Origin of the sequence: Pseudoalteromonas rhizosphaerae, from assembly GCF_028885455.1 — a bacterium.
Classification (GTDB): domain Bacteria; phylum Pseudomonadota; class Gammaproteobacteria; order Enterobacterales; family Alteromonadaceae; genus Pseudoalteromonas; species Pseudoalteromonas rhizosphaerae.
In genome coordinates, this window is sequence record NZ_CP118496.1 from 3395141 (window position 1) to 3414194 (window position 19054).

Below are 19054 nucleotides of genomic sequence, written 5' to 3' on the forward strand. Positions count from 1 at the left end.
TTTTTAAGCATAAATGCACTAATTCACGATAACCCATACAAATCTTGTGCGTACTTTGCAAATTGGGTTAATAATTGCTTAACTAACGGTATGAGTTAATTAAATAGTATTATCATGCAAACACCTATCAGAGGATTGCGTTCATTTTGTTTTGCGGCAAGAACGCTAAGCTTTAAAGAAGCCGCCAATCAGCTTTATTTGACTCCATCTGCTGTTAGTCATCAAATAAAGCAACTAGAAGAACAGTTAGGGATTGAGTTGTTTGAGCGCCAAACACGCTCAATTAGACTCACAGCTGCGGGGAAAAACTTTTATGACTCGGTATCACCACTTATAAAAGCACTCGAAAAAACCATTAACGAATTTAGTCAGCTGCAAGAAAATATAACCATCAGCATTACTTTGCCAGAGTTTTTTGCCAGTGAGTTATTAATGCCGAAACTGAGCGAGTGGACTGTTGAGCACCCTAAAACCAATTTACAACTAAACACCATGAAAACGCGTAAAGAGTTAACTAAACAAAGTGATTTATCTATTGTGCTGTCGTCTTCGAAGCCAATTGAAGGCGTTGTCCACGAGCTGTTTTCATTACAATACACACCGGCTTGTAATAAAGAAAATTGGCAACAGTGGCACAAAAAGCCACTTGAAGCATTACAACAAGTGCCATTAATTTTGCACAAAGCGCGTCCTTGGGCTTGGCATCAATGGGCTGAACATGCAGGCCTTGATGACTTTTCACCCAAGCAAATTATACAAGTAGATAGTATGTTTGGTGTTGCCCGTGCAGCGCAACAAGGTATGGGTATAGCGCTAATTCCTTTGCCTATTAGTCAAACATGGTTTGACGAAGGCTGGTTGTGCAACTTTACTGATGAACCATTAGTAACCAAGGATAAATACTATTTAGTACAGCACTACCCTGGCGAGGCAAATGCACAGCTTGAGCTATTTATAAAATGGCTGCTAGACACATTTAAACACTTAAAATAAAGCCAATAACAGTGATGATCCGACATTAATTGTACTCTTATAATTTGATATACAACTCATTAAATACGATAAACCCAGCTCAATGGGTTTATCGTAAAAATAGTTTATTTTGAAGCCTTACTCTGCAATTTCCTCAGCCATTATTCTAATCTGTTAGGTGTCTTTGCGAGCGACAAAATCTAACACAGTTGCATTGATACAATAACGATCTTCACCTTTTGGGCCTTCACCTGGGAACAAATGCCCTAAATGAATACCCGTAGATTTAGATTTAATTTCAATACGTTGCATACCGTAACTATTGTCTTCATGCATGGTCACACTGTCTTTGATAGGGTGAGTAAATGACAGCCACCCGGTGCCCGATTTGAACCGATCCCGAGTATCAAACAGTGGTACACCACTGAGTTTGTCTATAAAAATACCATCCGGGGTATTTTTAAAAATATCGTACTGTTTACAAAACGGACTATCTGTACGGGCCTTGAATGCCACTGTATATGCTTCACTATCCCCTAATTTAAATGCGCCAAGTGCTTTATAAAACTCTTCGCTAGACACATAACCTTGGCGACCATAAACCTCTTTACCATCTTCTAAAAATAAGATTGTTGGGGTGGCCCACGTCGCTGATTTAATCGTTAAACCATCAAGTTGATCGGCTTTACGATAAGTGACGGCAATGGTTCCTTGATAATCATTTAACACATCTTTTTTGAGTTTTTCACAATAAGGGCAGTAATCTCGTGAATCAATGATCACTATCTGCTTTCCTGCGAGTAAAGCCGTATTATCAACTTTATCATCACTGCGTTTTTCAAAAACAACGCCTGTTGAATGATCAGGGCAATAGCCATTAGGATTTTTAACTAAGTAGTCTTGGTGATATTCCTCAGCCGGAAAAAATACCGTTAATGGTTTTATAATGGTTTTTATAGAGCCATAACCAGCTTGGGTTAGTTTATCTTGATACTGCTGTTTTAATTCTTCAGCCAGTGCAACTTGTTGCTCAGTAGTAGTTAAAATAATTGAACGGTACTGCGTGCCAATATCATTTCCTTGGCGATTTTTTTGCGTTGGATCATGACTTTCAAAGTAACTTTTTAATAACGTTGCAGCACTGATTATATTGCTATTGTAAGTAACCTGAACAACTTCAGCGTAATTATTTTCATCGAACTTGCGCGATGATTGGGTAATATTACGATAAGTTGCTTTAAAACCCTTACCATCTGCATAGCCTGACTTTGCATCAATTACACCAGGAAGCGCTTCATAACGTTTTTCTGCCCCCCAAAAGCAACCAGAACCAAGTACCATGGTTTCTAAATGCATTGTTGCTTGAATATCATTATCTTTTTCATTGTTAAGGGAAACACCATAACTTGCCGCACTGAACAAAATTGTTAAAGTGGTTAATTTAAGCCAATTCTTTGCTGCCAACATACTCTACCTCTTTCTATTTGTTGCTTCATTTTAGTAGACCTTGAAGCAGAACATATTATTTCAGGAATGTGGGTTATTTTATCGCTCATTATTGCGGCTTTACCGAATCCGACTTAACCTATGCGAATAAATGAGGTAAAACGTGTTTATTTAATAAAGGTACAAACATGAAAAACCTTATTGCTTTTTCTGCATTATCAATTGCCCTTGCACTTAGTACGCAAAGCCATGCTGCAGAGTTTAATTTTTCTTCCAAGCTTGATAGTAATGCACAAGCATTAGTGTTGTTTTACAGTGAGGATGGGAGCAATACCGCATTTAACTCAATCAATAAAAAGTTCAATGCTCAATTACAGCACGCTATTGAAAATGAAAGTTTTAGTGGCAAATACGCCAGTACTGTTGAATTAATTGCACCTTATAATAGTGACTATAAACGCGTGCTAATTGTTGGTACCGGTAAGCAAGATAAGCTTGATAGAGCGTTAATGACCAAACTAGGTGGTAATATTCATGCGCGATTAATGAGCAGTAAAACAACAACTGCTGCGGTTGCATTCGATGACGTTGAAGGCGTAAACAATAACAGTGTACTTAGTGCTCACTTTGCACACGGTGCAAATTTACGCGACCATCGTTTTGAAAAATATAAACAAAATCCGAACACTCACACTGTCAGTTATCATTTTGACGTTAGTAATTCCAAGCAAACAAAACGTAACTATTCTGAACTTGAAAGCATTCAAGCAGGAGTGTTTTTAGCACGTGACTTAACCTCAGAAGTGGCCAGCGAAATGACTCCTGTTGACTTTGCTAGTGCGGCAAAAGAGCTTGAGTCTCTAGGTGTAGAAATCACTATTTTAGAGCCTAAGCAATTAATAGAACTAGGTATGGGGGCACTTGAAGCTGTCGGGCGTGGCAGCGAACAAGGCGCTCGCTTAGTCGTTGCACATTACAAAGGCTCAAACGCGACCCCTATTGCTCTGGTTGGTAAAGGGATCACCTTTGACTCTGGTGGTTATAGTATCAAAACAGGCGCATCAATTGCGCGAATGAAATCTGATATGGCTGGCGCCGCCGCTGTACTTGGGACTATCAAAGCAATGGCGCTTGCAAAAGCTGACAAAAACATTGTTGCCGTTATGGGTATGGCTGCCAATATGGTGTCGCAATACGCTGTTGCCCCTGGTGATGTGGTTCGCACCGCAGAAGGTTTAAGCGTTGAGATTGTTAATACTGATGCAGAAGGACGCTTAGTATTAAGTGATGCAATGTGGTATGCACGTGAATATTTCAAGCCGGAGATCATGATAGACGTTGCCACCCTTACCGGCTCTAAAATCAAAGCCGTAGGTAACGATTATGCGGCGGTGTTTTCTGATGACGATACGCTTGTTACGCAACTCACTTTAGCTGGAATACAAGTAAATGAAAACCTATGGCGCTTACCGCTGGGATATAAAGAAACCTTAAGTTCAGACATTGCCGATCTTAAAAACCTAGGCTCAAGTGGCCCCGGAGCAACAACGGCCGCCAGCTTTTTGCAACATTTTGCTGGTGAAACTCGTTGGGTACACATAGATATTGCAGGTAATGCACTAGCAACTAAAGGAAAAGATGAAATTTCACCAGGCGGCACAGGTTATGGTGTGCGCTTGCTCAGTGAGTGGCTGTTAAGTAATTAGCAGTAAGCTATTATAACTTAATGCATTCTACTAACATCATTAGTTGTTATAACAACTGTGGCATTATCAAACACCTACTCTAAGCAACAGTGAGTGATATGCCACAGTTTTTTATAGTCTGACTCACATATCTAGTTTACGTGTATTAGTCCAGAACATTCCATAACCAAACTAATGTGTTTGCGCTACACTGGGTAATGTTAATATTGCAAGGTTGTTAACTAGTCGCATCGCTATAAACATTTCATACGTTATATGCTAGTTTGAGGTATTCAAGAATAATAAATACATTTGGCTATGGATCAACAAACTATCTCTCCAACTATTAGTGTCCTCAGTAATAACAGCATATTGCTTGATGCCACTGCCCTAAACGATGACAGTCTGAGCATTCAAAAAAAAATCTGGGCACTAGTGCAACAATGCAACACCAGCGACGCCTTTATAGATGTAGTACCCGCAATGAACTCGCTGACAGTTTATTTAATAGACCCTACTTCGCTTGCTCACTGGCAAGCTCAGTTAGCACTTTGGTGGGCAAATATAAATCCGCACGACTATCAGGGTAAGCATCATAAAATTATTACCCAATACGGTGGTGACTATGGCCCAGATCTAGACTATGTAGCTGAGTATCACAATTTATCGCCACAACAAGTAATTGATATACATAGCCAAGGGCATTATCAAGTATTGTTTTTAGGCTTTCAGCCAGGCTTTGCATATTTGCACGGTCTGAATAGTCAATTACATACTCCGCGCAGAGCACAGCCGCGAACTCGAGTGCCCAAAGGTTCGGTTGCCATTGGCGCTAATCAAACCGCGATTTACCCAGCTGATTCGCCCGGTGGTTGGCATATTATCGGCCACAGTGATTTTGCATTATTTGACAGTGAAAATACTCCACCATGCGCAATACAACCGGGCGATACACTGCAATTTATTACTAAGGAGTCGGTATTATGATCACCGTAATAAAGCCCGGAATGCAAATGACGATTCAAGATCTCGGTCGTCATGGCTATCGTCATTTAGGAATTGCCCAATCTGGTGCGCTTGACCCTTATGCAATGATCATTGCCAATCGTTTAGTCGGCAATGATGACAATCAAAGTGTTATTGAGATCACTTTAGGCTTAGCGCAATTACAGTTTCAATGTGCCACTGTTATTGCGCTGCATGGCGCTGATATGCAAGCAAAGCTTGATGGAGTAAGTATTTATCCCGGCTGGAGTTACCCAGTAGAGCAAGGACAAACACTGACATTTGCCACCGCTCGGCAAGGTTTTCGCAGCTACCTCGCAATTAAAGGCGGCATTGATTGTCATGCAGTGATGAATTCAACAGCCACCGATATTGCAGCAGGTTTTGGTGGCCTAACGGGCGCGCCTTTACAAGCCAATGATCAAGTCCCAATCACGCCATTTGATGGCAATTGGCCGCAACGTGGTGCGATTGCCCCCGCTAAGCGCAGTGTGATCCGCGTCCATTCAGGCCCACATCAACAATTACTATCACAACAATTTAGTGATTTTTTTGCCCAGACTAAATGGCAAGTCAGTCCGCAAAGTAATCGTATGGGAGTAAGGCTCAGTACTGAGCATAATCAATTAATGCATACACATTCATTGCCTTCTTTAGCTGTTAGCCCGGGCTCTATCCAACTAACACCCAGTGGTGAGCCTATCGTATTGCTAAATGATGGCCAAACAACCGGAGGATACCCGCTACTTGGTACTATAATAAGTGCCGATCAACACCAATTTGCACAACTTAAACCTGGTGACTTTGTGCGATTTGAATTCGTCAACCTAGCAGCTGCAAATACTGCGCAGCGAAAACTTGACGCTCACCTACAACAATTGACTATTGCACTAAAAAACTTGAGCATCAGATAACCAATCACTAAATAAAAGCTCAGCTTAATAAATAATAATAAACACAGCACAGTGTAGGAACTATGATGTTTGATCTTAATTATTGGCCATTAATTGGCATTCCAGTGGTTGTGCTAGGATTTGCCTTGCGCTTTAACCCACTGATTGTAGTAACCGTTGCTGGCCTTGCAACTGGTTGGGCGGTAAATTTAGATATCCTCACCCTTTTGCAAACCTTTGGCGAGAAGTTTATGAACTCTCGTCAACTGGCCAGCTTTATTCTTATTTTACCCGTTATCGCACTGCTAGAGCGCTATGGTTTACAACAGCATGCGAAAAACTGGATTGCACAAATTCAAAGTGCCACCAGCGCACGTATATTAGCCCTGTATTTTATCGTTCGAGAATGCTCAGCAGCCCTTGGGTTATTAAGCCTTGGCGGTCAAGCACAAACTGTTCGTCCATTATTAGCCCCCATGGCATTAGGTGCCGCGACCAATAAACACGGTGAGCTGCCAAAACCCATAAAAGACATGATCAGCGCCCATGCAGCTGCCGTTGATAATATTGCGATGTTCTTTGGAGAAGACATTTTCATTGCTTTTGGTGCTGTACTATTGATGGATGCCTTCTTAAAGGAAAACGGCATTGCCGGTATTGAACCGCTGCATATTGGTTTATGGGCTATTCCGACCGCCATTGCCGCACTCATTATTCATTTATTTAGATTATCTCGTTTAGAAGCAAAAATAGCTCTGGCTGTTGCTCACTACAAACAGCAGGAAGTGTGATGAGTAAAGTACTAACAACCGATGTAACTAACTCAAACGCTACAATTATCACCATTGAGAACATTTATTTATTAATCGGTCTCGTTGTGATGTTTTTAGTTGTTCGAACGCTGCAAGACAAAAACCATCCAAAAAGGCTCACCACAGCATTATTTTGGTTGTTATTTGGTAGCAGTTTTTTATTTGGTGATGTATCTATTGCCTTGTTCGGCAAAGCCAACACTTATTTATGGGTTGGTGTGAGCGTAGTATTAATTGCCCTGTTAGCGGGTTTAAACCTAGTAAGCATGGGCAGTTATCAACCACTCACTGAGCAGCAACAAACACAATCGGCCTCTCGCCTAGGCAATAAATTATTTGTTCCCGCATTAATGATACCCGTGATCACGGTATTACTGACTGTTTCTTTTGATGGTATCGCAATTGGTGATTATTACTTACTTGATCAACGTCATTTAACTCTCGCATCGCTCACTATAGCGTGTGTATCTGCGCTACTTATTGGCTGGAAAATTACTGGGGGAAATCCGATTGAAGCTGTCACTGAATCCCGTCGGCTGCTAGATTCTATCGGTTGGGCAGCAATACTGCCACAAATGCTAGCAATGCTTGGTGGCGTGTTTATTGTGGCGCAAACAGGAGACTCAATTAAAGAGTTGGTTACTTTATTTATAGCGCCAGAGAATCGTTTTATGCTGGTGGTGCTGTATTGTGTTGGCATGGCGTTATTTACCATGGTGATGGGAAATGCGTTTGCTGCATTTCCGGTAATGACTGCGGGTATTGCTATGCCTTTTTTAATCGAAGGTCATGGCGCCAGCGCCGCACCACTGGTAGCAATTGGGATGTACAGTGGTTACTGTGGAACGTTAATGACGCCAATGGCAGCAAACTTTAATATCATTCCAGCGGCATTACTCGACCTAAAAGACAAATACCATGTTATAAAGGTGCAAATACCTACTGCGCTGGCCTTATTAACGGTCAATATTATTTTAATGTATATGGTGATTTTTAATGACTAAACTGACATCAAGCATGCCCTGCGTATTGATAACTGGGTTTGCACCATTTGGCGGCGAATCGCTCAATCCGTCGTGGCAAGCGGTAAGCAAACTCGACGAACATTTAATCGCTAAGCACCGAGTAATAGCCCTTGAGCTACCGTGTGAGTTTAATACCTCATTAGAGGTGCTTTATAAAGCCATAGAGCAGCATCATCCGGTTCTAGTATTATGTATCGGCCAAGCCGGTGGCCGCAGTGAAATAAGCATAGAGCGTATCGCGATTAATATTGATGATGCCCGAATTAAAGACAACGCAGGAAAGCAACCCATTGATCACCCCGTCGTCAAAAATGCTCCTGCCGCTTATTTTGCACAATTACCTATCAAACGCATGTTATTAGCACTGCAACAAAGTGAGATCCCAGCCGCCATTTCTAATACAGCGGGTACATATGTGTGTAATCACGTTATGTATGGTCTATTACATCATATCAATGAGCATGAACCACACATCAAAGGGGGCTTTGTGCATATCCCTTATTTACCAAGCCAAGCTGTGCACCATAATGGCGCACCGAGTATGAGCGAAGAAACCGTGTTAAGCGCGTTAAAAGTAATGATCAACGAAGCTATTGTTGCAAAACAAGATGTAAAAGTCGCGGCTGGCACCACCCACTGACCAATTTGGTGCATCAGCGGCCATGCTGGTGCATAAATTATTCTGAAAATATTGTAAAAGCTATGTGACTTAGTTAATTATTTCTGTTAAAACAAACGTGAATGGTTAGGTATTATGACCTAACTAACACACATGATAGGAATGAGGAGTTACTATGTGTTCAATTTTTGGTGTATTAGATATAAAGTCTGATCCCGCTCCATTGCGTACGCAAGCAATTGAAATGTCAAAATTATTACGTCACCGCGGGCCTGATTGGTCTGGTGTATATTCATCAGAGAAAGCGATTTTAGTGCATGAACGTTTAGCCATTGTTGGTGTATCAAGCGGTGCGCAGCCTTTATACAATCCTGAAAAAACTCATATTCTAGCGGTTAATGGCGAAATTTATAATCACAAAGAACTTGCAGCTAACCTTAAAACCGATTTCACTTTTCAAACTCAATCAGATTGTGAAGTTATCTTAGCGTTATACAAACAGAAAGGGCCTGAATTTTTAGATGATCTGAACGGTATTTTTGCTTTTTGTTTATATGACGAAGAACAAGACGCTTATTTAATTGGCCGTGATCATATTGGTATTATTCCACTTTATACTGGCCACGATGAGCACGGTAACTTTTATGTTGCCTCAGAGCTAAAAGCACTTTCACCAATCTGTAAGCATATTGAAGAATTTCCTCCTGGACATTTTTTATGGAGTAAAGATGGTCAATTGCGCCCATATTATGCCCGTGATTGGCAAAGCTTCGATGCAGTTAAAGATAACAGCGCAAAAGCCGAAGACGTCAAAGATGCACTTGAAGCCGCCGTTAAACGTCAGCTAATGTGTGACGTACCTTATGGCGTGTTGTTGTCAGGCGGTTTAGATTCATCCGTTATTTCAGCTATTACCCAACGTTTTGCAGCAAAACGTATTGAAGATAATGATGAAAGCGATGCATGGTGGCCTAAACTGCACTCTTTCTCGGTTGGCCTTGAGGGCTCCCCAGATCTAGCGGCTGCACAAAAAGTAGCTGATATGATAGGAACTGTTCATCACCCGATTATATTTACGATTCAAGAAGGGATTGATGCCCTGCGTGAAGTTATTTATCACATTGAAACCTACGATGTAACTACGATCCGTGCTTCTACTCCGATGTACTTAATGGCTCGCCAAATCAAAGCGATGGGTATTAAAATGGTGCTCTCTGGTGAAGGCGCTGATGAGCTATTTGGTGGTTACTTGTACTTTCATAAAGCACCAAATGCACAAGAGTTTCATGAAGAATTAAACCGTAAAGTATCTAAACTGCACATGTTTGATTGCTTACGCGCAAATAAATCAATGGCGGCATGGGGTGTAGAAGCCCGCGTTCCCTTCCTTGATAAAGAGTTTGTTGATGTTGCTATGCGTATCAACCCTGAAGCTAAAATGTGTAAAGATGGCAAAATTGAAAAGCATATTTTACGTGAAGGCTTTGACGGATACTTACCTGATGAAGTGTTATGGCGTCAAAAAGAGCAGTTTTCGGATGGTGTAGGCTATAGCTGGATTGATACATTAAAAGAATTTGTAAACGAGCAAGTAACCGATCAAGTGCTTGAAAACGCAAAATTTAAATACCCTATTAATACACCTGATTCAAAAGAAGCGTATTACTACCGTACTATTTTTGAATCTCACTTCCCAGGTGATGCAGCAGCTAAATGTGTACCACACGGTAAGTCTGTAGCCTGTTCAACGCCTGAAGCGTTATTATGGGATGCATCATTTCAAAATAATGCCGATCCATCAGGTCGTGCCGCAGGTATTCATAACGACGCCTATGCACAAAAGAAATAATAAGCCTAGTCGCTTATTAAATCTGGCATTAACTCACAGACTGCACAAAGCCCCACGCTTTGTGCAGTCTTTTGCTATTGAGCAAGTTTTTAACGATACAGCGAGACGCTGTAAAGGTTCGTCTGCGTTAATTGTTATTTATAAAACAGGGTTAACAACTCGACTAATGCAGCGCATTGCAAAAAACACCGCTCAGCCCGCCACCGTATTTTTAAATCAAGCCAATATCAAAAAAAATCGATGCCCTATTCGTTGGTTTAATCACAGCCATGAGATCAGCCGCTGTGGTCATGGGACACTCGCCGCTGCACTGTTTTTACAAAAATGGCAAGGGTTTAGCCCAAACACCTTTTATACAAATACAGGAGAAGTATTTAAAACCAGAATACATCAACGCGCACTGCAACTACAATTAGCAACCATTGATAGCACCGAGGTACAAACAGAGGTTCTGCTACAACAAGCCATTCCTGCCTCAATAGTGCAGAGCTATAAAACAGCAGAAATTAACGGCTACAGTACTGTGATGATTAACAGTGATCAGCCTTTAAAAACACTCGCGATAAATACAGCACAATTACAATACTACCCAAATGCAGTGATTGTAATGCAACAACGCCAAACAGCTAATCAAACCACACAGTGGCATTTTCGATATTTTGCTCCTTATTATGGCGTGGATGAAGATAGCGCTACAGGTTCAGCCATCAGCATTATTGCCCCGATAATCAAACAATACACTGAACAAACACATGGCCAGCTTTTCCAAGATTCTGTTGCCGGAGCAACCATTAATTACCGTTTAAAAAACAGTTATGTCATTATCAGTTAAGCCACTAAATTTGACGGTGTATTTTCCAAGCCCTGCATAGTCAATTTCAGTATCAACATCAGTGTCTAACTCAATAACACCACAATATGAGCCTGTTATGAGAATTTGGCCAGCAGCGAGCGTGATCCCACACTTAGCCAGATAATTTACTGCCCAATAGATTGGTGTTTGTGCCAGACCACATGGATGCTTGCCAAGATAGCTATGACAGCGATTATTTTGTGTTATCGCGATAGTAATATGTGCCGCATCATAAGCTACTTGCTTATTAATTTTAGGACCAAGTAACACCCCTTGGTTACTTAAACCATCCGCTAACTTTGCAAAGTGATTTGCTTGATACGCTGTAGAGAAACGGTTTTGGATCAGCTCAAGTGCCATATGCGTGTCACTCACCGCGTGGTCAATTTCAGCTTCGCTATAGCTGGCCTGCTTTGGCATATTTTGCGCAAACACAAAAGCAATTTCAGGCTCTATCCGTGCCTTGTTTTGTTCAGTATATAATCTGCAGATTTGTGCAAATGATTGCGGCGGCTTTAATATTGGAGCCAAAATAATCGCACCGTTATCAAGTGGTAATAGGCATTTCCAACCAAATACTTGGCCCTTGTTTAATGCAATCATCAATTGTTGAACAGCTAAACTATCTTCAGTGCTTGTTAATGCTAATTGTGGCGGTAAATCTGATTGTGGCGCTGCACTTGTGCGTTGTGCAAATAAATGTGCTGCAATCGTTTTTAATTTAGTAGAACTGTCCACACTAACCTCTTCGTAATAAGGTTTTATAATGGCTACACCAGCAGCCGTAGGTTTAATGTAGTATTTATACTATTAAAAAATCAATTTGCGCAGCATTTTTAGCTAAGTACAGTTAAATAATAAATGATGGACTGTGCATTGTTTAAATTGGCCTTAATAAACACAATGCAAAATAACCCTGCTCGTCTTGCCACGTTTGCTCTAAACGTAATCCAGCTTGGGCGCTAAGTTCAGTAAATGCCTGTAGTGCGTATTTATGGGAGTTTTCTGTATGGATACTCTCACCTTGAGAAAAGCTAAATGATTCGCCATTGACGGTGACTGTTTGATCACAGTTACTGATCAAATGCATTTCAATACGGCTTAGTTTTTCATTAAACCGTGATTGGTGATTAAACTGGCTAAGATCGAAATCAGCATTTAACTCAGCGTTAATACGCTGGAGCAAATTTTTATTAAATGCCGCGGTGACGCCTTGTTTATCGTCATAAGCATCAAGTAATACTTGACGGTCTTTGAGCAAATCAATGCCAATCAGTACATAACCGTTAATACCACATAACCGATGGAAATTTTTCATGATCTCAATGGCTTTTAGTGGTGAAAAATTGCCTATTGTTGAGCCTGGAAAATACACGAGGTTCGTTTGGCTATCCAATTGTGTTTCACGGCTTAACTGCTTTACCATTTGGCTATGAGTAAAATCCCCCAACAACGGCGAAATAGCTAACTCAGGAAATAATGGAGATAAATGAGCCAGTGAGTAATTAAGCATTTCATTAGAGATCTCAAATGGCACAAAACTTTTCACATTCACTAAGTGCGCTAACAAATAAGCAATTTTTTTACCCGAGCCACAGCCCGGCTCTATAATTGATAAGTTATCAGGAAGCAACTTGGCAATTGCTTGGCTGTGCTTGGTTAAAATGCTCAGCTCTGTGCGTGTCACGTAGTACTCATCAAGCTCAGTGATCTGCTCAAACAAAGCGGCCCCATTATCATCATAAAAATATTTACAGGGTAGATTCTTTTGTTGCTGTGACAGTCCCGCAATAACATCGGTTAAAAAGCGGTTATCAATATCGGTTGTCATTAATGTTGTTACTTGGCTCATGCTCAATCCTTAGCGAGTCTAATACCACTGCGCATCCACGCTTGGTGTGGATAATAGAAATTGCGATAAGTTAGTCTTAAATGATTTTGTGGGGTAAGTTTACAGCCACCGCGCAGTACCATTTGGTTCGCCATAAATTTACCATTGTATTCCCCTGCCACGCCTGCTATTGGCTTAAAGCCTGGGTACGGTAAATAGGCACTGTTTGTCCACTGCCAACAGTTGTCGGTCAGCTGGGTGATAGTTTGCGCCGCATTACTGTTAGCAACGCTTTCCCATTCAAATTCGGTTGGGAGGCGTGCTTGTGAGTAATGTGCAAAAGCGTTTGCTTCGTAAAAGGTAACATGGCTTAGCGGCTCATTTAGCGCCAAAGGCTGTAATCCAGCTAATGTAAATTCAAACCACTCATTATTTACTTTATGCCAATAGAGTGGCGCAGTTTGCCGAGCATTATTTATCTGCGCCCAACCGTCACTGAGCCAATGCTCTGGGTTTTGGTAACCACCATCTTGTATAAACGCTAAATACTCAGCATTGGTAGTTAGCCGGTTAGCAAATTTAAATGGCTGAATAAGCACTTGATGAGTTGGCCGTTCATTGTCGTAGCTGAACGTTTGCTCAGTTGCACCAATATGTGCAGTATGCTTTGAGAATGCCACAAAGCTAAGAGGACTGGCTTGCGTAACAGGATTTTCTATACGGTTGTTGTTAGTGTCACAATAAGCAGGAAACAACGGATTAACTGAAAAGTTATATTGAATGTCCATCAGCATTAGTTCTTGGTGCTGTTGTTCATGGTTAAGTCCTAATTCAATAACTTGCTTTATTGACTCGCTACACGGTGCACTCAGTAATTCAATCACCGCCCGGTCAACATTTTCTCTATAGGTAATCACGTCATCTAAACTAGGCCGCGATAAACTCCCTCTGCAGGCACGCTTAAATTGTTCACCTATACCGTTATAATATGAGTTAAATAAAGTTTTAAAGTTAGGATTAAATACTGTGTAGTGAGAGCTATGTGCAATTAGTAAAAAAGTTTCAAAGAACCACGTTGTGTGCGCAAGGTGCCATTTACTAGGGCTTACATCTGCCATAGCTTGTAATTGGCAGTCTTCTGCTGATAACGAGTTTATTAACGTCACGCTTTGGTGTCGAACACGCTGGTAATGATGGACTAACTGATGCTCATCAGCCGTGTTTTTAGTGTTCTCTTTGCCATGGTTACTCATAGTAATGACTAAATTCCTTATCGCTACTGATCAATGATATAGCTCACCTAATGTTAAATCATATTCATATTACGCTTTCATTACTGCGACTATAAAACGTCAATCTCGTGCAACTGCCTTTTACAACTACAAAAATAATAGTTCAATTAACCACAAAAAACAGCCGCGATTACTTTAACAATCAAACTAATTTTTGACCTTTTGCGAATTATGTACTTTTATATAAAAACATAAAAATGGTTGCAATGGCCATATAAGCCGCTATTTAACTACAAAATCATTTACATTTGGTATTTAACTCATACACTAGTAGCTGTATGATCATCTTTTAAATTAGTTAGTCTTCAAATAAATTTAAGTATCAATTATTACCTAACCTGAACTTTGCTTTAAAAATTTACTAACGTAGTGATTTATTATCCAAAGCTCAGGTTACTTAGACTAATTCAATTAGGTATGTTGCTGGTAACAAGCAGCTTGTTAGGACAACAAAAGAGGTATTGCATGAGCGAAAATCATGACAAATATAGTATCGACAATACGGATTACACCGTAGGTCAGGATAACGTGCAAAAATGGGGATTTGATATACACAACCCTGTTTTTGGCATCAGCGCGGGCCTGATTGTCATCTTTTTAATCGCCATTCTCGCTACCGATCCACAAACTGCAAAAGCAGCACTTGATGGTGTGAAACTCGATATAATTAATAATTTTGATGCCTTGTTTATGTGGGCTGCAAACTTCTTCGTTATTTTTTGTTTAGCACTGATTGTTTCTCCTTACGGAAAGATCCGTTTAGGAGGCAGTGATGCTAAGCCTTCATATACTCGTGTTTCATGGCTCGCTATGTTATTCGCCGCAGGCATGGGTATTGGCTTAATGTTTTGGGGGGTAGCTGAACCGGTTGCATATTTTACTGGTTGGTATGAAACACCACTGAATGTAACAGCCAACACCCCAGAAGCTGCAAAACTGGCAATGGGGGCAACTATGTTCCATTGGGGCCTGCACCCTTGGGCTATTTATGCTGTAGTTGGCTTATCACTATCATTCTTTACATATAACAAAGGTTTACCACTGTCTATCCGGTCAATTTTTTACCCTATATTGGGCGATAAAGCATGGGGCTGGCCTGGTCATATCATTGATATTTTAGCAGTACTGGCAACTTTATTTGGCTTGGCAACATCATTGGGGTTAGGCGCTCAGCAAGCGTCTGCGGGGATAAACCACGTGTTTGGTCTCGAAGGTGGCATTGGCTCACAAATACTCGTTATTGTTGGCGTTACCCTACTGGCTATTATTTCTGTTGTGCGTGGTATCGATGGCGGTGTAAAACTCCTTAGTAATATCAACATGCTAATTGCTTTTGCCCTTTTGGTATTTGTTTGCTTAGTTGGCTTTGCTGTTGCGATGGGTAATATTCCTACCACCTTTATGGGTTATGTAGAAAATATCATTCCATTAAGTAATCCACATGGCCGTGAAGACGAAACATGGATGCATGGCTGGACTGTATTTTACTGGGCTTGGTGGATTTCGTGGTCACCGTTTGTAGGCATGTTTATCGCTCGCGTATCACGCGGTCGTACTATCCGTGAATTTTTGATTGCGGTATTACTTATTCCAACATTGGTTACAGTATTATGGATGTCAATTTACGGCGGTATCGCAATTGATCAAGTAGTCAATGGTGTTGGCGCACTTGGCCTAAATGGTTTAACCGATGTCCCTATGGCTATGTTTCAAATGCTAGATGAATTACCTATGTCTAATATTTTGTCTGTAATTGCTGTGCTATTAGTTTTAGTGTTTTTTATCACTTCATCTGATTCAGGGTCATTAGTAATAGACTCTATCACTGCTGGCGGGAAAATTGATGCGCCAGTACCACAACGCATATTTTGGGCATCTATTGAAGGTGCTATCGCAGCCGCGCTACTGTGGATTGGTGGTACACAAGCAATCGAAGCACTGCAAGCAGGTGCGGTCTCTACCGGCTTACCATTTACAATCGTCTTGCTGTTTATGTGTTTAAGCCTTATTTTAGGTCTGAGAACTGAGCCGTTACCGGCTAAATAAACGCTATTTAAAACCACAAACGCCGCAAATTTGCGGCGTTTTTTTATTTAAGCTTATTAGCCAAAGTTCAGGTTAAGAAACTTTTAACTCCATAACTGCGAGATCGGTGTATCTTCTCGGTAATGGTGACTCAATTGTGCTTGTAACAGTTCAGCCGTTGCTAAAGCGTCAGTTAAAGCGTTATGGTTTTTATACACAGGTAATGAATAGCGCTGGCGACAATCACCTAATCTAAGCGATCCTAACTTAGAATTAAATAACCAACCTAGCAAACCCTGCCTGGCTTTTAAGGCTTTTCGTTCAATTTCCATGGTATCAACCAAAGCAAAGTTTATCCCCTCGTTAAGCCTAAGTAACAGTGCAGTATTTAAGAAGTGCCGCTCAATCGCGCCATAGTGTACAACAACGACTTTACCACTGAGTGCTTGCAATAATGGCTCAATAATATGATTAAAATCCGGTGCATCATCAATTTCTGAATGCGTTATGCCATGTATTACAATGGATCCCTCGTTGAAATTACGCCTAGGGCGCACCACCCAATGGCGACTATCTTTGCAATATATACGCTGTAAATTAAAAGGAATTAAACCAACGCTGACAATATCATCACTAGTGCTATCTAAACCGGTTGTTTCAAAGTCCATTGCAACAAATGGCACATCTTTAATTGCTGCGAATTTATCGCTAAAAGCAGCTCCATAAAAACGTTTGATAGTGTCATTTTGAGCGCCGCTTAATAAATTTTTATAGCGTGTTGCCCAGTCAATCATTGCTTGCTTTCTGAAAGCCATAAATTACTTTACCCCAGAGTTTGCTGAGTAACTAAATTTCAAATAGCTTTGTGCTTTTTCTAAAATTGCAAAAGCTTCTTTTAAGTTACGCTGCTCAAAAGGCGATAATAAATGAGGGTCTAAATCGTTGTCGGGTTCTTCCCCTTGTTCAATTTGCCACGCTTGGTGACGGATCCGCATCATGGCAATATATTCCAGCGCATCTCGCAAATCTTGTGCTTTGCCTTGTGGTAGAAGCTTGGCTTCAATAATATCTTCTAAGCGTTCGAACGAGTTTTGCTTACGTGATCCAACCGCCAATGCGTGAACCCGAATAACATCTGAAAGCGGCGCTGTGCCTCTGCGCTTTAAATTCATAGAACGTTTATGCTGACCGTTGTGCTCCATAACAAAGCCTTTAAAAAACCCCAATGGTGGGGTTCTGTTGCGGGCATTTGCAGCCATATTAGCTAAAAATACGCGATTAACTTTACTTTGTTTGGCAATAAATATTTTAAGCTCATCGGCCCATTTGGTTTTACCCCACACCCCGTCTAAATCAAAAAATATGGAGCTATTTAGTAAGGCTTGCGGTTTAGGCAGCTCTATCCACTGAGCAAATTGCTCAAACCATTGTGCACGTGTTTTTCGCCATTTTTTAAATGACGCCATTATTTCGCCATCACAATAGGTATAACCGCATTGAGCTAAACCATCACAAACAAAATCGGCAATATTTTGAAAATACGTATCATGAAGTTCATCATCATAATCATCATCTAGAATGAGCGCGTTATCTTGATCAGTAACAATGAGTTGCTCATCCCGCGCCATTGAACCTAATGCGATAAAACAGTATGCAACCGGCGGCGGCCCATACTTTTCTTCGGCTAATACCAGTAACCTTTGTTTAAAAGTGCGGCCAATCACAGCCATTGCCGTGCCAATCATATGCGAGTTTGCATCTTCATTTACCATGCGTACAAACACATTCGGCAGCTGGCGTGCATAGTGGGTTAAATCTTCAATCGATTGCTGCGCAAGTATTCCACGTACCAATAGCAAGCTGCTTTGTGATTCATAGCGTAAAATATCAGAAAGAGAAATAACCCCAATTGGACGGCGTTTTTGCACCACCGGTAAGTGATGTAAGTTATCACGTAGCATCGCAAGTACAGCTTCGAAAACATAGGCATTGGCATCTAATAAAACCAAGTTTGTAGACATTATTGTATGCGCGGGTGTGTCAAATGCCAGCCCATGAGCAATGACTTTGGTACGTAAATCTTTGTCTGTGATAATACCAACAACTTGACCATCATCTTCCTCTGGGTCGTCGTTAATAGGTTTGGTACTATCAGTAACTAAAACCGATGACACCGATTCATCAGTCATAAGCTGGGCAACTTGTTGCACCGTTGAATCAGTATTAACTGTTACCACATCACGGTGGATCAGCGATTTTACTTTTGCTGTGGTTAAATCATTACCATCGGCTTGTTCAACAATTGCCTGATGTAAACGAACATTACCATCCGTTTCAAAATAGTCAGCAAATGAATCAAATTCGTCGCAATAGCGGTTAAATAGTTCAACATTAATGCAATACACTAGCGTATCTTCAAGTGCTTTAGCTGGAAAGCGAACCTTGCGATTCATCAGTAAACCCATCTGCCCAAATATACCGGCAGTGGTTAAACGATTATCCAGTTCCCCATTACGTCGATACATTTCAACAGAGCCGCTTCTGATCACATAAAGATCGGCTATATCTTGACCAAATAATAAAATATCGGTGTGCGCTCTAAAGTAGGCGACTTCAACCTGTTGCGCGAGCTCATTGATTGCTTTACTCGGTAGGCTGTCAAAAGGCGGGTGTTGTGCTAAAAACTGCGCGATTTCTACTTGTTCGGCTTGCATAAAAAAACCTGTTGGGGATAGCTTTCCCAAGTG

General features: G+C 41.0%; 16 protein-coding genes. 10 read left to right on the forward strand and 6 right to left on the reverse strand.

Annotated features, from left to right (window positions below; translation table 11 throughout):
- Nucleotides 1-114: 114 nt before the first annotated feature.
- Nucleotides 115-993 (forward strand): LysR family transcriptional regulator, encoded by an 879-nt coding sequence (locus PVK79_RS14565; RefSeq protein WP_145233266.1) that lies wholly within the window; start codon nt 115-117, stop codon nt 991-993.
- Between the two features lie 153 nt (nt 994-1146).
- Here the strand turns inward: PVK79_RS14565 and msrA are convergent, their stop codons facing one another.
- A complete protein-coding gene (gene msrA / locus PVK79_RS14570) occupies nt 1147-2439 on the reverse strand; it encodes a peptide-methionine (S)-S-oxide reductase MsrA (RefSeq protein WP_425607865.1) in 1293 nt (430 codons plus the stop codon).
- A 167-nt stretch (nt 2440-2606) separates the two neighbouring features.
- On the opposite strand from msrA, the gene PVK79_RS14575 reads away from it, so the two are divergent.
- The 8 genes from PVK79_RS14575 to PVK79_RS14610 all read left to right on the forward strand — a co-directional run bounded on the left by PVK79_RS14575 (nt 2607) and on the right by PVK79_RS14610 (nt 11138).
- Nucleotides 2607-4124: a leucyl aminopeptidase gene (locus PVK79_RS14575; RefSeq protein WP_257326069.1), complete on the forward strand. Its 1518-nt coding sequence runs from the start codon at nt 2607-2609 to the stop codon at nt 4122-4124.
- A gap of 297 nt (nt 4125-4421) precedes the next feature.
- The gene (gene pxpB, locus PVK79_RS14580) at nt 4422-5090 is read left to right on the forward strand and encodes a 5-oxoprolinase subunit PxpB (RefSeq protein WP_145233263.1); all 669 of its coding nucleotides are present in this window, start codon (nt 4422-4424) and stop codon (nt 5088-5090) included.
- Nucleotides 5087-6022 (forward strand): 5-oxoprolinase subunit C family protein, encoded by a 936-nt coding sequence (locus PVK79_RS14585; RefSeq protein ID WP_182757630.1) that lies wholly within the window; start codon nt 5087-5089, stop codon nt 6020-6022. Before pxpB ends, PVK79_RS14585 begins: the two co-directional genes overlap by 4 nt.
- A gap of 65 nt (nt 6023-6087) precedes the next feature.
- Complete coding sequence (locus PVK79_RS14590; RefSeq protein WP_145233413.1) at nt 6088-6792, forward strand: DUF969 domain-containing protein; 705 nt, start codon at nt 6088-6090, stop codon at nt 6790-6792.
- Entirely contained in the window at nt 6792-7817 is a 1026-nt protein-coding gene (locus PVK79_RS14595; protein WP_145233259.1) for a DUF979 domain-containing protein, read from the forward strand. The genes PVK79_RS14590 and PVK79_RS14595 overlap by 1 nt, the downstream gene beginning before the upstream one ends.
- On the forward strand, nt 7810-8478 hold the full coding sequence (gene pcp / locus PVK79_RS14600) for a pyroglutamyl-peptidase I (protein WP_149982472.1): 669 nt from the start codon (nt 7810-7812) through the stop codon (nt 8476-8478). The genes PVK79_RS14595 and pcp overlap by 8 nt, the downstream gene beginning before the upstream one ends.
- 154 nt (nt 8479-8632) lie before the next feature.
- A complete protein-coding gene (asnB, locus tag PVK79_RS14605; protein ID WP_257326070.1) occupies nt 8633-10306 on the forward strand; it encodes an asparagine synthase B in 1674 nt (557 codons plus the stop codon).
- Nucleotides 10290-11138, forward strand: a complete 849-nt coding sequence (locus PVK79_RS14610) for a PhzF family phenazine biosynthesis protein (RefSeq protein ID WP_257326071.1) — start codon at nt 10290-10292, stop codon at nt 11136-11138. Before asnB ends, PVK79_RS14610 begins: the two co-directional genes overlap by 17 nt.
- Here the strand turns inward: PVK79_RS14610 and PVK79_RS14615 are convergent.
- The 3 genes from PVK79_RS14615 to egtB form a co-directional block, all read right to left on the reverse strand.
- Nucleotides 11109-11897 (reverse strand): 2-keto-4-pentenoate hydratase, encoded by a 789-nt coding sequence (locus PVK79_RS14615; protein ID WP_257326072.1) that lies wholly within the window; start codon nt 11895-11897, stop codon nt 11109-11111. The two genes, PVK79_RS14610 and PVK79_RS14615, sit on opposite strands and share 30 nt — an antisense overlap.
- A 142-nt stretch (nt 11898-12039) precedes the next feature.
- Nucleotides 12040-13011: an L-histidine N(alpha)-methyltransferase gene (gene egtD, locus PVK79_RS14620; protein WP_182779070.1), complete on the reverse strand. Its 972-nt coding sequence runs from the start codon at nt 13009-13011 to the stop codon at nt 12040-12042.
- Between the two features lie 2 nt (nt 13012-13013).
- Nucleotides 13014-14243: an ergothioneine biosynthesis protein EgtB gene (gene egtB / locus PVK79_RS14625; RefSeq protein WP_257326073.1), complete on the reverse strand. Its 1230-nt coding sequence runs from the start codon at nt 14241-14243 to the stop codon at nt 13014-13016.
- 504 nt (nt 14244-14747) lie between these two features.
- Between egtB and PVK79_RS14630 the strand changes: the two genes are divergently transcribed.
- Complete coding sequence (locus PVK79_RS14630) at nt 14748-16328, forward strand: BCCT family transporter (RefSeq protein ID WP_145233245.1); 1581 nt, start codon at nt 14748-14750, stop codon at nt 16326-16328.
- A gap of 83 nt (nt 16329-16411) precedes the next feature.
- On the opposite strand, the gene PVK79_RS14635 is transcribed toward PVK79_RS14630, so the two are convergent.
- Both PVK79_RS14635 and PVK79_RS14640 read right to left on the reverse strand, forming a co-directional pair.
- Nucleotides 16412-17122: a 3'-5' exonuclease gene (locus PVK79_RS14635; RefSeq protein ID WP_182735627.1), complete on the reverse strand. Its 711-nt coding sequence runs from the start codon at nt 17120-17122 to the stop codon at nt 16412-16414.
- A gap of 3 nt (nt 17123-17125) precedes the next feature.
- Nucleotides 17126-19021, reverse strand: coding sequence for a DUF294 nucleotidyltransferase-like domain-containing protein (locus tag PVK79_RS14640; protein WP_145233241.1), 1896 nt, complete (start codon nt 19019-19021; stop codon nt 17126-17128).
- Between the last annotated feature and the right edge of the window lie 33 nt (nt 19022-19054).

Excerpts from the sequence above, each read along its gene's own strand:
- msrA (WP_425607865.1), bottom strand. The coding sequence starts at position 2,439 with ATGTTGGCAGCAAAGAATTGGCTTAAATTAACCACTTTAACAATTTTG.
- PVK79_RS14635 (WP_182735627.1), bottom strand. The coding sequence starts at position 17,122 with ATGGCTTTCAGAAAGCAAGCAATGATTGACTGGGCAACACGCTATAAA.
- PVK79_RS14630 (WP_145233245.1), top strand. The coding sequence starts at position 14,748 with ATGAGCGAAAATCATGACAAATATAGTATCGACAATACGGATTACACC.
- pcp (WP_149982472.1), top strand. The coding sequence starts at position 7,810 with ATGACTAAACTGACATCAAGCATGCCCTGCGTATTGATAACTGGGTTT.
- PVK79_RS14610 (WP_257326071.1), top strand. The coding sequence starts at position 10,290 with ATGCACAAAAGAAATAATAAGCCTAGTCGCTTATTAAATCTGGCATTA.
- PVK79_RS14575 (WP_257326069.1), top strand. The coding sequence starts at position 2,607 with ATGAAAAACCTTATTGCTTTTTCTGCATTATCAATTGCCCTTGCACTT.
- PVK79_RS14640 (WP_145233241.1), bottom strand. The coding sequence starts at position 19,021 with ATGCAAGCCGAACAAGTAGAAATCGCGCAGTTTTTAGCACAACACCCG.
- pxpB (WP_145233263.1), top strand. The coding sequence starts at position 4,422 with ATGGATCAACAAACTATCTCTCCAACTATTAGTGTCCTCAGTAATAAC.
- PVK79_RS14595 (WP_145233259.1), top strand. The coding sequence starts at position 6,792 with ATGAGTAAAGTACTAACAACCGATGTAACTAACTCAAACGCTACAATT.
- egtB (WP_257326073.1), bottom strand. The coding sequence starts at position 14,243 with ATGAGTAACCATGGCAAAGAGAACACTAAAAACACGGCTGATGAGCAT.
- asnB (WP_257326070.1), top strand. The coding sequence starts at position 8,633 with ATGTGTTCAATTTTTGGTGTATTAGATATAAAGTCTGATCCCGCTCCA.
- PVK79_RS14585 (WP_182757630.1), top strand. The coding sequence starts at position 5,087 with ATGATCACCGTAATAAAGCCCGGAATGCAAATGACGATTCAAGATCTC.
- egtD (WP_182779070.1), bottom strand. The coding sequence starts at position 13,011 with ATGAGCCAAGTAACAACATTAATGACAACCGATATTGATAACCGCTTT.
- PVK79_RS14590 (WP_145233413.1), top strand. The coding sequence starts at position 6,088 with ATGTTTGATCTTAATTATTGGCCATTAATTGGCATTCCAGTGGTTGTG.
- PVK79_RS14565 (WP_145233266.1), top strand. The coding sequence starts at position 115 with ATGCAAACACCTATCAGAGGATTGCGTTCATTTTGTTTTGCGGCAAGA.